Raw genomic sequence first — 12,095 nt, 5'->3', positions numbered from 1 at the left:
GGTAAAACGGAAGATTAAGCTAGCATTAGTAGACAGATTGATGAGGAGCGCGCAGATGGCAAAACAGGAATCACTCAGAACCAGTGAATGTCCGGTGGCGAGAACGTTGGAATCAATTGGTGAACGCTGGTGCCTGATGATTATCCGCGAAGCATTTGACGATGTACGGAGATTCAGCGAGTTTCAAAAAAATTTAGGGCTGGCCAAAAATATCCTTGCCGCGCGCCTGAAGCACCTGGTCGAGATCGGTATTTTCGAGATTTTACCGGCATCGGATGGCAGCGCATATAAGGAATACGTCCTGACTGAAAAGGGGCGCTCCGTGTTTCCCATTGTTGTGGCGATTCGTCAATGGGGAGAGCGTTATATGTTTGAGCAGGGAGAAACCTACTCTGTCCTGCTGGATAACGAACACGGCCAGCCGCTTCAATATCTGGATGTGCGTTCCGCTCAGGGAGATAAATTGCAACCAGGCGACTGTCATCGCCGGCGCGTTGTATCAGATACCAGCGCCGAATAATGTCGTGAAGGGTTTGCGGAATTCTAGTGAGAATACGATCGTACCGCTAAAGGGTTGTGGAACAATCCTGACCTATTTTTTGCGCACTGCTTCTGATGCTAACTCCCCGGACGCGTAACAGTGACCCGCCGCCAGCCGCATAATCATTTACATTTATATTTTATTTGAATGTATTCATGTTACATATTAAATTCTGCTTACTTTATCGACGATGAGGCAGGGATGCGGATGTGGAAAGCGTAATCCATAATAATATTGAGGGTTTTCTGCTGTTGTTATTAAGCATGTGGCCCATTCTGCTGGTGGTATTCGTTGGCGTCGCGATCTCCTTCTATACCATGCTGTTACGCAAAACGGCGCTGGCCTGCCTGCTGTTCGCCGTCGCCATCGGCGCCGCAGGCTGGAGCTTTGCCTGACGCCAGGCCTCAGGGTTTATCCAGCAGGCTCATACTGGAGGTGGCGGCGCCATCATTCAGATTGGACGGCGAATGCCAGTCGCGACCCGCCAGGGCGCTGTCTCTCTGACCACTACTGGCGACGCTGTCCTGCTGCGTCGACAGCGTTGACCCTTCAAGCGCTTCCTCTGCCCCCGACTGGTCGGGCAGAGAACTGCTATACCCGCCATTATTCGAATACGTATCCATACCGTTGACTTCATTCGGCACCGTGTCGGTAGTGGTCCCGTCATCGTTAATGCAAAATGAGCCGCCGATGCCGTTAGGCTGACAGTCCGCGGCGAAAGTCGGGCTGGCCAGCGCGGTCAGCAGCAATAGCGGTAAGCTGATTTTCTTCATTTTCATCTCCATATGCAGCGTGGCCGACAGATGTTCTCAACTATAGAGGGGAGAGCGCGGCGGCAGGTAACAAAAATGTTTAATTTTGTAATAGCGGATGGTATCCGGCGCCCGTTCGCGTGGTCCGGGTGCAGCGGCTCAGCACAATGCGGTAATCAATTGTTAATTCAACGTAAAGGTTAATGAAAATTTAAGAGAAGGCCGCTATGTTGGCACAATCACACTTTCCATTAAGGATATTCCATGCGCGATAAATATTCCGGCCTGCAGATCGGCATCCACTGGCTGGTCTTTCTGCTGGTGGTGGTGGCCTATGCGGCGATGGAGCTGCGCGGATTTTTCCCCCGCAGCGATCGGCCGCTGATCAATATGGTTCATGTTTCCTGCGGAATCACCATTTGCGTGCTGATGGTGGCGCGTCTGCTGGTGCGGCTGAAAATGCCGACGCCGCCGATCGTGCCAAAGCCCTCACCGATGATGACTGGTTTCGCCCATCTCGGCCATCTGATTATCTATCTGCTGTTTATCGGCCTGCCGCTGATTGGCATGGTAATGATGTACTGGCGCGGGAATCCCTGGTACGCATTTGGCCTGACGATGCCGTATGCTCCGCAGAGCGATTTTGAGCGGGTGGACACCCTGAAAGCGATCCATGAATGGTTAGCGAACGCCGGTTACTTCGTGATTGGCCTGCATGCCTTTGCTGCGCTGCTCCATCATTACTGGTGGAAAGATAATACCCTGCTGCGAATGATGCCCCGTAAGCGCTGAAGGGTTTGCTTCAACATTCAGACCCCGTCCCGAGACGGGGTTTTTTTTGCCTTTGTGGTAAATAAAATATAGTATACCCCCCTATATGATACGGAGGCGTTATCGTGCCACATTCACCTGAAGATAAAAAACGGGCGCTCAGCCGCGTACGACGCATCCGCGGCCAGGTTGAAGCCCTTGAACGCGCGCTGGAGTCCGGCGAGCCCTGTATGACCATCCTGCAGCAGATCGCCTCGATTCGCGGGGCGGCAAACGGTCTGATGGGCGAAATGGTGGAGATCCACCTGCAGGACGAGCTGGTCAGCGGCGACACCACCCCGGACCAGCGGGCCGCGAGAATGGCAGAGGTCGGTCATCTGCTACGATCCTATTTAAAATAACATCACGACGAGGAAGAGACAGTTATGAAATCACGCGCAGCAGTGGCCTTTGGCCCCGGTCAGCCGTTAAAAATCGTAGAGTTTGACGTCGCGCCGCCGAAAAAAGGCGAAGTTCTGGTGAAAATCACCCATACCGGCGTGTGCCATACCGATGCTTTCACCCTTTCCGGCGACGATCCGGAAGGGGTCTTCCCGGCGGTGCTGGGCCATGAAGGCGGCGGCGTGGTCGTGGAAGTGGGCGAGGGCGTCACCAGCCTTAAGCCGGGCGATCATGTCATCCCGCTGTATACCGCCGAATGCGGCGAGTGCAAATTCTGTAAGTCGGGTAAAACCAATCTCTGTCAGGCGGTGCGCGCTACCCAGGGCAAAGGGCTGATGCCGGACGGCACCACCCGTTTCTCGTATAACGGCGAACCGATTTATCACTACATGGGCACCAGCACCTTCAGCGAATACACGGTCTGCGCTGAGATCTCGCTGGCGAAAGTCAATCCGCAGGCGCCGCTGGATAAAGTGTGTCTGCTGGGCTGCGGCGTGACCACCGGTATCGGCGCGGTGCACAACACGGCGAAGGTTAAGGCCGGGGATACCGTCGCGGTCTTTGGTCTGGGCGGCATCGGCCTGGCGGTGATCCAGGGCGCTGTGCAGGCGCAAGCCGGGCGCATTCTGGCAGTCGATACCAACCCGGATAAGTTCACTCTCGCTAAAGAGATGGGGGCTACCGACTTTATCAACCCCAACGACTACGATAAGCCGATTCAGGATGTGATCGTTGAGCTGACCGACGGCGGGGTGGATTTCAGCTTCGAGTGCATCGGTAATGTCAATGTGATGCGCGCGGCGCTGGAGTGCTGCCATAAGGGTTGGGGCGAGAGCGTCATTATCGGCGTGGCCGGCGCCGGGCAGGAGATCAAAACCCGTCCGTTCCAGCTGGTGACAGGCCGCGTGTGGCGCGGCTCCGCCTTTGGCGGCGTGAAAGGCCGTAGCCAGCTGCCGGGAATGGTGGAAGACGCGATGGCGGGTAAAATTCGCCTCGACCCGTTTATTACTCATCGCCTGCCGCTGGAGCAGATTAACGAGGCCTTTGACCTGATGCATGAAGGCAAATCGATTCGCACCGTGATCCACTTTGGCGACCAGTAATCACTAACGCGCAAGGCGTTTCGGCAACAGCAAAAAAGGGCCCGGATGGGCCCTTTTGCTTAAGTCAATCAGTGATGGTCAGGGAGCGCGTAGGCGATAATGTAATCGCCGCGATCCGGAGACTGACGGGCGCCGCCCGCATTGATAATGATGTACTGCTTACCGGTTTTCGGCGACACGTAGGTCATCGGGCCTGACTGGCTGCCAACCGGCAGACGGGATTTCCAGATCTCCTTGCCGTTAGCGGTATCAAAGGCGCGCAGGTAGAAATCCTGAGTGCCGGCGAAGAACAGCAGCCCGGACTGCGTCGCCAGCGACGCGCCAAGGGTCGGCATACCGATCGGAATCGGCATGTGCATGCGGATCCCCAGCGGCCCGGTATCTTCTACGGTACCTACCGGCACCTGCCACACCAGTTTCCCGGTTTTCAGATCCACCGCGGACATGGTGCCGAACGGCGGCTTCTGGCACGGAATGCCCAGCGGCGACAGGAAACGTTCGCGCATGGCGCCAAACGGCGTGCCTTCCATCGGCACGATGCCCATCTCGATGCCGCTGGCGTCTTTCGCCACCTTCTCGCGCGGCACCATATAGTTGGCGAGACCCAGACGCATATCGTTAACGAACATCAGGCTGTTGTTGGGATCCACCGAGACGCTGCCCCAGTTCATGCCGCCAAGCGAGCCCGGGAACTGCAGGGAGCGGTCTTCCCCCGGCGGGGTAAAGACGCCCTGATGGCGCATCTCTTTGAACTGGATACGGCACAGCAGCAGGTCGATCGGCGTCGCTCCCCACATATCGGACTCGGTCAGCGTCTGGTTACCGATCATCGGCATTCCCACCGAGTAAGGCTGCGTCGGCGAGTAGCGCTCGCCTTTGACATTGCCCACCGGCACCGGCCGCTCTTCCACTTTCGCCACCGGCTCGCCGGTTTCGCGGTTGAGCATAAAGATCATGCCCTGCTTGCTGGTCTGCACCAGCACCGGGGTGGTGCCGCCCTTGCCGTCAGGCAGATCGTACAGCAGCGGCTGAGACGGCAGGTCAAAGTCCCACAGGTCGTGGTGGGTGGTCTGGAAGTGCCAGCGTACCTGGCCGGTAGCGGCATCCACGGCGACGATGGAGGAGCTGTATTTATCGTCCAGCGCGGTTCGTTCGCCGCCAAAGAAGTCAGGCGTAGCGTTACCGGTCGGCAGATAGATCAGGTTCAGCTTCGCGTCGTAAGACATCGCCGACCAGACGTTCGGCGTGCCGCGCGTATAGGTCTGGCCCTCCGGCGGTACGCCGGTCAGCGCCGGATTACCCGGATCCCACGCCCAGGCCAGTTTACCGGTGTGGACGTCAAACGCACGGACCACCCCCGGCGGTTCGCCGGTAGAGTAGTTATCCGCGACGCGGCCGCCGACCACCACCACATTACCCGCGACCAGCGGGGTGGAGGTCTGCTGATAGTAGCCTGCTTTGACTTCGCCCATCCCGACGCTAAGGTCGACAATACCGCGATCGCCGAAGCTCTCGCACAGTTTGCCGGTGTCGGCATCAATGGCGATCAGGCGGGCATCGATCGTCGGCAGGAACAGACGGCGGGAGCAAGCGGCAGGCTGAGCGCCTGACGCTGGCGTCGTCTGCGCCTGGCTATCTTCGTAATAGCCTAAGCCGCGGCAGCGCTGCCAGTTAGGCGAAGAGGATTTGGAATCATAGCGCCATTTCTCTTTGCCGCTGTCGACATCCAGCGCCAGCACTTTGCTGTAAGGGGTACAGACGTAGAGGGTATCGCCAATCTGCAGCGGGGTATTCTGATCTTCCGCGCCGGAGCCATTGCTCTGTGGGATATCGCCAGTATGCGCCACCCAGGCTACCTGCAGCTGGTTGACGTTTTGCTTGTTGATTTGATCCAGGGCGGCGAAGCGGTCGCCGTGGGTGGTGTTGCCCCAGTGCGCCCAGTTTTTCTGCTCTTCGCCCGGCGCGACGGGTTTCACCGGCACCGCTTCCGTGGCGCTGACCAGCGGTTCGGATTTAAACATCCAGCCAAAGCTTCCCGCCAGCGCCACGGCGAGCACGGCGGCGATGGCAAAAGCCGGGCCTTTTTTCGCCGGCGAGCTGGCAAGGAAAGGCCAGACCAGGGCGGCGAGGAAGGCCAGCACGCCAAGGGCGAACAGACGCGAGAAGAGCGGCCAGAAGTTCCAGCCAGCGTCGCCGATCGCCCAGATCACCGAAGCGATAAACGCCACGGCGTACAGCAGAATACCCCCGCGGCGGCGACGGAAAATCAGCACCGCCGCGATAACCATCACCACGCCCATCAGCGCGAAGTACAGCGTGCCGCCGACGAGAGCCAGTTTTACCCCCAGAATACCGATAGCCAGACCGATGATGAGCATCAGTCCGGCGAGAAGCCACTGCAGGATCCGGGGGAATCCGCGCGGCGCGTTGCCAGTTGTCATGAAATCTCCTTAACCACACCAGCCACCTCAGTGCGAACCAAATGAAACAAAGTTATTTTGTTTTATTTTTGAATGAAGTGGTTTGTATCTTCATAAAGCCAAGTTTATTGCCTGTTTTGATTTCGTATGAACCATTTGGTGAAATCGCGATATGATAGATCTGTTAAAGAAATTTGCGCAAATGTTAATAAATAATTTCGCACTAAATGATTATTCTGCTGAATGTGACGCAGTCAGCGTTGGCTCCCCGGCCGCTACGGGCCGGGGGATCAGCGGATCAGGCAGGCATTGATTTACGAATAGCGCTGAGCAGGGTTTGTGTCCCGGGGGTCAGCGTCGCATCGACGCGGGTTAGAATGCCGATGGGCTCCCCGGCGCCCTGGGTGGCAATCGGCAGGGCGGTCAGTACGCCACGGCGAAGATCGTCTTTCACCGCCCCGGAAGGGACGAACCAGACATAGTCAAAATCGACCGTCAGCTGGCGCGACAGTGAAGCGGAGAGGGTCTCGATGCAGCCGGCGGGCATTTTACAGCCCTGGCTCTGGAGCAGCGCTTCGGCGTTTTGCCGCGGCACGGTGCCCTTTGGCGAGACCACCACCGGCCACTCCATCACCCGACTGAGGGTCACGGTCTCCTGCAGCAGAGGATGTCCCGGGCGTACCACCAGCTTAAGGGATTCCAGGAACAGCAGTTCGTAATGCAGCCCGCTCATCAGCTCCGGATCGGACATCCGTCCGATGCCGATGTCGATCTCCCCGGATTTTAACCCGGCGAGCAGCATGGTGTTGTTCATGGTGGCGACCTGCAGCGTGATATCTTTTTGCTGCTTATGGAACTGGCCGATCACCGTCGGCAGGATCCCCAGCGCGGCGGTAGGCAGCGCGCCGATGCGCACGATATCGTTATTCAGCCCCTCTTTACGGTTCAGCGCCTGGCCCGCCGAGTTAAGGGCATCAAGCACTTTCACGGCATGAGTCAGAAACTGTTCCCCGACCAGGGTCAATTGCGCCCCCAGACGTCCCCGCTCAAACAGACGGGTACCGGTCAGCTGTTCAAGCTCGTTAAGCGTTTTTGAAAGTGCTGGCTGGCTCAGATTTAAAGTTTCAGCCGCGCGCCCCAGCGTTCCCTGTTGAGCGACGGCCACGAAGGTGTGTAGATGGCGCAAGCGAATGCGCTGACTGAAGAGACCATTTTTTTCCATAGTAAGATGATGTTAAAAACACAGCGGTGAAAGAGACAAGCGGCCTTGTTTAAATTTGATAACCAGATAGCAAAATATTATTAACATTTGAGCTGATTACATTACAAGATCTTTCCCTATGGTTTAACACGCCGTCGCCCCGGCTGTGCGGGGCGACGGCGGTGGTCAGCATGGCCGCTAGATATCGAAAAAGACGGTTTCGTTCTCGCCCTGCAGATAAATGTCGAAACGATAGACCACTTCCGCACCGCGAACCTCGCGCTCGGCGATTAAGGTTTTGCGTCTCACCTCCCATTCGATGAGATTCAGCACCGGGTCGCTGGCGTTGGCCTCGTGCTCATCGGCGAAATACATCCGCGTATTCAGGCCAATGTTGATCCCCCGCGCCACCACCCACAGATTGACGTGCGGCGCCATCAGACGGCCGTCGCGGCCAACCACCGCGCCGGGCTTGATGGTTTCAAAGCGCCAGACGCCGGAGGTGAAGTCAGAGCAGGTGCGCCCCCAGCCGCGAAAGCCTGGGTCGACCGCTTTCTGCTGCTGACGGTCCTCAGGATGGTTATAGCGTCCCGCGGCGTTAGCCTGCCAGATCTCCAGCAGCACGTCGCGGACCGGGGTCCCGGAGCCGTCGATAACCCGGCCTTCAATGGTGATCCGTTCCCCGACCGTATCGGCGGTGGTGAGAACCGGACCAAAATTTTTTTCAAAAATATGAAAACCCGCCGCGTCCGGTGCCAGACCGATATGAACATAGGGTCCCGCAGTCTGCGAGGCGGTTTCAGGCAGATACTCTTTCATCGGGCGGCCCCCTGAGTGCGATTTTCAAACAGCGTGGCGCGATGGCCGCGCAGAACAAGGTCGAAGCGGTAGGCCAGACAATCCAGCGGCACGGCGGCGTGCATGTCCAGCTCGGCGATCAGGGTGCGCACGGCGTCGTCATTATTAATGGTCCTGACGATCGGGCACTGCTTGATCAACGGGTCGCCTTCGAAATACATCTGGGTGATCAGGCGCTGGGCCCAGGCGTCGCCTGAAAGCGAGAAATGAATATGCGCCGGACGCCAGTCGCTGGCCTGGTTGCGCCAGGGGTAGGGGCCGGGCTTGATGGTGCGAAAACAGTAATAACCGTTCTCGTCGGTCAGCACCCGACCGCAGCCGCCGAAGTTCGGGTCAATCGGCGCCAGATACTGATCTTTTTTATGTCGATAGCGGCCGCCGGCATTGGCCTGCCACACTTCCACCAGGGTGTTTTTCATTGGTCGGCCGAAACCATCCCGCACATAGCCGTGCACAATGATCCGCTCGCCAATCGGCAGGCCTTCTTTGGCATAGTTAAGGATAAGGTCATTATCCAGCGGTCCCAGGTCGTCGCGGCTAAACACCGGGCCGGTGATCTCTGACAGCGAGTTCTGCAGGGAGATTAGGGCGTTTTTCGGGGAGCGCAGGACGCTGGTTTTATAGCCCGGGGCGTAAGCGGGCGGGTGACTACTGTAATCGCGATGGATAACCTCGCGCGGGGACCATTTATCGTTCATCGGGTACTCCGTATAGAGGGTAGAGAGGCATGTTGTTGTAATGTCGCCAGAAACAGTGTGTGTAAATATATTGTTAATTTAAAGTGAAATTACCGGGTGTTTTTCATAACCGTCGGTTATGCCCTGCGCCATGCCCATGACCGGAAGCAGGTTATCGCCATCACAGTTTCTAAATTCTTCCCCCCGCCGGGAGGCAGCTTTCCTACACTCCAGGAAGTATTCACTGGAGGTAACACATCATGGCGAACACCATCACGGCTGATGAGATTCGGGAGCAGTTTTCGCAGGCCATGTCGGCCATGTACCAGCAGGAAGTTCCGCAGTACGGGACGCTGCTGGAGCTGGTGGCTGACGTCAACCTGGCGGTACTGGAAAATAATCCGAAGTTGCATGAACAACTGGCCAACGCCGACGAGCTGGCTCGCCTGAACGTTGAGCGCCACGGGGCGATCCGCGTGGGCACAGCGGAGGAACTGGCGACGCTGCGTCGCATGTTTGCCATCATGGGGATGTATCCCGTCAGCTATTATGATCTTTCACAGGCCGGCGTGCCGGTTCATTCCACGGCGTTTCGTCCTGTCGACGATGCCGCGCTGGCGCGCAATCCGTTTCGGGTTTTTACCTCGCTGCTGCGTCTGGAGCTGATCGAAAACCGCGCTCTGCGTGAGCGAGCCGAGGCGATCCTCGCCCGGCGCAACATATTCACTCCCCGCTGTCTGGCGCTGATCGCCCGGCACGAGGCCGAAGGGGCGTTCACCCCTGCGGAAGCCCGCGAGTTCGTGCAGGAGGCGCTGGAGACCTTCCGCTGGCACCGGCATGCCACCGTCGATGAGGAGACCTACCACGCGCTGCATCGCGAGCATCGCTTGATTGCCGATGTGGTCTGCTTCCCGGGATGTCATATCAACCACCTCACGCCGCGAACGTTGGATATTGACCGCGCGCAGGCCCTGATGCCGGAGTGCGGCATTGAGCCAAAGGCCCTGATCGAAGGTCCGCCGCGCCGGGAGGTACCGATCCTCCTGCGACAGACCAGCTTCAAGGCGCTTGAGGAACCAGTAATGTTCGCCGGCGAACACCGCGGCACTCACAGCGCCCGCTTCGGCGAAATTGAGCAGCGCGGCGTGGCGCTGACGCCAAAAGGACGCGCGCTATACGACCGATTGCTGCAGGCAGCAGGGACCGGCAAAGACAATCTCAGCCACCAGCTGCATCTGCAGGAGGTATTCCGCGAATTTCCCGACAGCGAATTTCTGCTGCGTCAGCAGGGGCTGGCCTGGTTTCGCTACCGCCTGACGCCGGCTGGCGAGGCCCATCGCCACGCGTTTCGCCCGGGCGACGATCCCCAGCCGCTGATCGAGCGCGGGTGGATAGTGGCCCAGCCTATCGTCTATGAGGATTTTTTACCGGTCAGCGCGGCGGGCATTTTTCAGTCCAATCTGGGTAACGAAACCCAGGCCCGCAGCCACGGGAATGCCAGCCGCGAAGCCTTTGAAGCGGCGCTGGGTTGTCCGGTGCAGGATGAATTTGAACTGTACCAGCAGGCGGAGGAGCGCAGCAAACGACGTTGCGGTCTGCTGTAAAATCAGTAACCTGCTGGCATCAGCCTTACAGGGAGCAGGTTATGCAACATCCGTCGAAACCGCTGGCGAAAACCCGGCAGGGCACGCTGGCCGGGAGCGCAGAGCAGGGGATCCATATCTGGCGCGGCATTCCGTACGCCGCGCCGCCCGTGGGGCCGCTGCGCTGGCGCGCGCCGCAGCCTCCCGCCCGCTGGCCGGGCGTGCGTCAGGCCGACGCCTTTTCCGCCGCCAGCTGGCAGGACATTGACTACTGCCGCGAACTTGGCGGCGGGGATCCCGGTCGCTTCAGCGAAGACTGTCTCTATCTCAACGTCTGGGCCCCCGCCAGCGCAGCGCAGCCGCTGCCGGTGATGGTCTGGCTGCACGGTGGTGGGTTTACCATCGGCGCCGGTAGCCTGCCGCCTTACGATGGCCTGGCGCTGGCCAGCCGCGACGTGGTGGTGGTGACGGTGAACTACCGTCTGGGCCACCTCGGCTTTTTCGCCCACCCGGCGCTGGAAGAAGAGGCGGGCGAGCGGCTGTATAACTTCGCGCTGCTCGACCAGATCGCCGCCCTGCAGTGGGTCCAGGAAAACATTCACGCCTTCGGCGGCGACGCCGCCAACGTCACGCTGTTTGGCGAATCCGCCGGCGCGCGCAGCGTGCTGTCGCTGATGGCCTCGCCGAAAGCGAAAGGGTTGTTCCATAAAGCGATTATTCAGAGCGGGTATACCTTACCCGATCTGCCGCGGGAAAAGGCGCTGGAGAAAGGCCGTCTGCTGGCGGAACATTTCGCCTTACCACAGGCCAGCGCTGAGCAACTGCGGGCAATCCCGGCGGAGGCCTTCTGGTCGCTTTCCGCCCCGCTGAATATCGGGCCAGCGCCCATCGCAGGCGATATCGTGCTCCCGCAGCCGATGCTGGAGACCTTTTTTGCCGGGCGCCAGCATCCGATGCCGGTGATCATCGGCTCCAACAGCGATGAAGCCAGCGTGATGGCGGTGTTTGGCGTCGACATCGCCGGGCAGATCCAGAAACTGCGCCGTGAGCGCCGTCTGGGTCTGGGACTGATCAAACTCCTCTATCCCGGCGTAAAAGGCGATGAAGCGCTGGGGCGGGAAGTCTGTCGGGATATGGCGTTTACCACCCTCGGCTATGTTGTGATGCAGGCCCAGCAGCGCGTGGGCCAGCCATGCTGGCGGTACTGGTTCGATTATGTCGCGGAAGCGGAACATGACGCCTATCCGCACGGCGCCTGGCACGGCAACGAGGTGCCCTACGTGTTTGATAACCTGCGGCTCACCGATCCGGTGCGGCAGTATGCCAGTGAAGCGGATCTGGCCTTCGCCGCTCAGGTCGCTGACTACTGGGTCCAGTTTGCCCGCGTCGCCAGCGGCGAGCAGGTGCTTGCCGGCGCGGTGCGCTGGCCGGCGTGCCTGCGCGGACGGGATCGTTTGCTGCGCATTGGCCTGCATAAGCGTGCCGGGTTTAAAGTGGAGAATCGCTTTATGCGCGCCCGGCTGGCGCTGTTTCGCCGGGTGATGAAGCACCACGTGACCCTCGAATAAAGGGGATGGGGGCGGCTCAGCGGGGCACGCCCCTGCTGCAGGCCGCGGGTGGCTAAGAAACGGCCCGGCGATGAGACAGGGCGCCGGGAGAGTGCTGTCCGCTTTGTTTAAGGCGGGTTTGCGTTAGATATTGCGCTCTCCCTCCGCCGGCGATGAAAAAACAGCCTGTTCTGGTAGACA

Annotated in this window: 12 protein-coding genes; 7 read left to right on the top strand and 5 right to left on the bottom strand. The window is 59.0% G+C overall.

Annotated features, from left to right (window positions below):
* Positions 1-55 precede the first annotated feature (55 nt).
* Together MKS11_RS06100 and MKS11_RS06095 are read left to right on the top strand one after the other, a co-directional pair.
* Positions 56-520 carry a helix-turn-helix domain-containing protein gene (locus MKS11_RS06100; protein ID WP_087771041.1) on the top strand — a complete coding sequence of 155 codons (465 nt, stop codon included), beginning with the start codon at positions 56-58 and terminating at the stop codon, positions 518-520.
* Between the two features lie 230 nt (positions 521-750).
* A complete protein-coding gene (locus MKS11_RS06095) occupies positions 751-936 on the top strand; it encodes a hypothetical protein (RefSeq protein WP_004202827.1) in 186 nt (61 codons plus the stop codon).
* 9 nt (positions 937-945) lie between these two features.
* Here MKS11_RS06095 and MKS11_RS06090 read toward each other — a convergent pair whose 3' ends face one another.
* Complete coding sequence (locus tag MKS11_RS06090; RefSeq protein ID WP_048294964.1) at positions 946-1,314, bottom strand: hypothetical protein; 369 nt, start codon at positions 1,312-1,314, stop codon at positions 946-948.
* A gap of 243 nt (positions 1,315-1,557) precedes the next feature.
* On the opposite strand from MKS11_RS06090, the gene cybB reads away from it, so the two are divergent.
* The 3 genes from cybB to MKS11_RS06075 all read left to right on the top strand — a co-directional run bounded on the left by cybB (position 1,558) and on the right by MKS11_RS06075 (position 3,608).
* On the top strand, positions 1,558-2,085 hold the full coding sequence (cybB, locus tag MKS11_RS06085) for a cytochrome b561 (protein ID WP_032456162.1): 528 nt from the start codon (positions 1,558-1,560) through the stop codon (positions 2,083-2,085).
* A 104-nt stretch (positions 2,086-2,189) separates the two neighbouring features.
* The gene (locus MKS11_RS06080; RefSeq protein WP_004202822.1) at positions 2,190-2,465 is read left to right on the top strand and encodes a metal/formaldehyde-sensitive transcriptional repressor; all 276 of its coding nucleotides are present in this window, start codon (positions 2,190-2,192) and stop codon (positions 2,463-2,465) included.
* 24 nt (positions 2,466-2,489) lie between these two features.
* Positions 2,490-3,608, top strand: a complete 1,119-nt coding sequence (locus MKS11_RS06075; RefSeq protein WP_284109443.1) for an S-(hydroxymethyl)glutathione dehydrogenase/class III alcohol dehydrogenase — start codon at positions 2,490-2,492, stop codon at positions 3,606-3,608.
* A 68-nt stretch (positions 3,609-3,676) separates the two neighbouring features.
* Here the strand turns inward: MKS11_RS06075 and MKS11_RS06070 are convergent, their stop codons facing one another.
* From MKS11_RS06070 to pcaH, 4 genes are all read right to left on the bottom strand, one after another.
* Positions 3,677-6,049: a glucose/quinate/shikimate family membrane-bound PQQ-dependent dehydrogenase gene (locus MKS11_RS06070; protein ID WP_032456161.1), complete on the bottom strand. Its 2,373-nt coding sequence runs from the start codon at positions 6,047-6,049 to the stop codon at positions 3,677-3,679.
* A 277-nt stretch (positions 6,050-6,326) separates the two neighbouring features.
* Positions 6,327-7,250: a LysR substrate-binding domain-containing protein gene (locus MKS11_RS06065; protein WP_004143800.1), complete on the bottom strand. Its 924-nt coding sequence runs from the start codon at positions 7,248-7,250 to the stop codon at positions 6,327-6,329.
* 177 nt (positions 7,251-7,427) lie between these two features.
* A complete protein-coding gene (pcaG, locus tag MKS11_RS06060) occupies positions 7,428-8,048 on the bottom strand; it encodes a protocatechuate 3,4-dioxygenase subunit alpha (protein WP_004202817.1) in 621 nt (206 codons plus the stop codon).
* Positions 8,045-8,785, bottom strand: coding sequence for a protocatechuate 3,4-dioxygenase subunit beta (gene pcaH / locus MKS11_RS06055; RefSeq protein ID WP_004202816.1), 741 nt, complete (start codon positions 8,783-8,785; stop codon positions 8,045-8,047). Before pcaH ends, pcaG begins: the two co-directional genes overlap by 4 nt.
* A 239-nt stretch (positions 8,786-9,024) precedes the next feature.
* Between pcaH and MKS11_RS06050 the strand changes: the two genes are divergently transcribed.
* Together MKS11_RS06050 and MKS11_RS06045 are read left to right on the top strand one after the other, a co-directional pair.
* Positions 9,025-10,368 (top strand): VOC family protein, encoded by a 1,344-nt coding sequence (locus tag MKS11_RS06050; protein WP_023318417.1) that lies wholly within the window; start codon positions 9,025-9,027, stop codon positions 10,366-10,368.
* A 41-nt stretch (positions 10,369-10,409) separates the two neighbouring features.
* Positions 10,410-11,915, top strand: coding sequence for a carboxylesterase/lipase family protein (locus MKS11_RS06045; protein ID WP_023318416.1), 1,506 nt, complete (start codon positions 10,410-10,412; stop codon positions 11,913-11,915).
* Positions 11,916-12,095: the final 180 nt, after the last annotated feature.

Source organism: Klebsiella sp. K5-45 (assembly GCF_030128605.1).
GTDB classification, from domain to species: Bacteria; Pseudomonadota; Gammaproteobacteria; order Enterobacterales; family Enterobacteriaceae; genus Klebsiella; species Klebsiella quasipneumoniae.
The sequence above is the reverse complement of the archived record's forward strand: the minus strand, read 5'-3'. Positions and strand labels throughout refer to the sequence as shown.

Bases quoted from the DNA above. Each gene is read 5' to 3' on its own strand.
- MKS11_RS06100 (WP_087771041.1), top strand. From the start codon at position 56: ATGGCAAAACAGGAATCACTCAGAACCAGTGAATGTCCGGTGGCGAGA.
- MKS11_RS06090 (WP_048294964.1), bottom strand. From the start codon at position 1,314: ATGAAGAAAATCAGCTTACCGCTATTGCTGCTGACCGCGCTGGCCAGC.
- cybB (WP_032456162.1), top strand. From the start codon at position 1,558: ATGCGCGATAAATATTCCGGCCTGCAGATCGGCATCCACTGGCTGGTC.
- MKS11_RS06075 (WP_284109443.1), top strand. From the start codon at position 2,490: ATGAAATCACGCGCAGCAGTGGCCTTTGGCCCCGGTCAGCCGTTAAAA.
- MKS11_RS06070 (WP_032456161.1), bottom strand. From the start codon at position 6,049: ATGACAACTGGCAACGCGCCGCGCGGATTCCCCCGGATCCTGCAGTGG.
- MKS11_RS06065 (WP_004143800.1), bottom strand. From the start codon at position 7,250: ATGGAAAAAAATGGTCTCTTCAGTCAGCGCATTCGCTTGCGCCATCTA.
- pcaG (WP_004202817.1), bottom strand. From the start codon at position 8,048: ATGAAAGAGTATCTGCCTGAAACCGCCTCGCAGACTGCGGGACCCTAT.
- pcaH (WP_004202816.1), bottom strand. From the start codon at position 8,785: ATGAACGATAAATGGTCCCCGCGCGAGGTTATCCATCGCGATTACAGT.
- MKS11_RS06050 (WP_023318417.1), top strand. From the start codon at position 9,025: ATGGCGAACACCATCACGGCTGATGAGATTCGGGAGCAGTTTTCGCAG.
- MKS11_RS06045 (WP_023318416.1), top strand. From the start codon at position 10,410: ATGCAACATCCGTCGAAACCGCTGGCGAAAACCCGGCAGGGCACGCTG.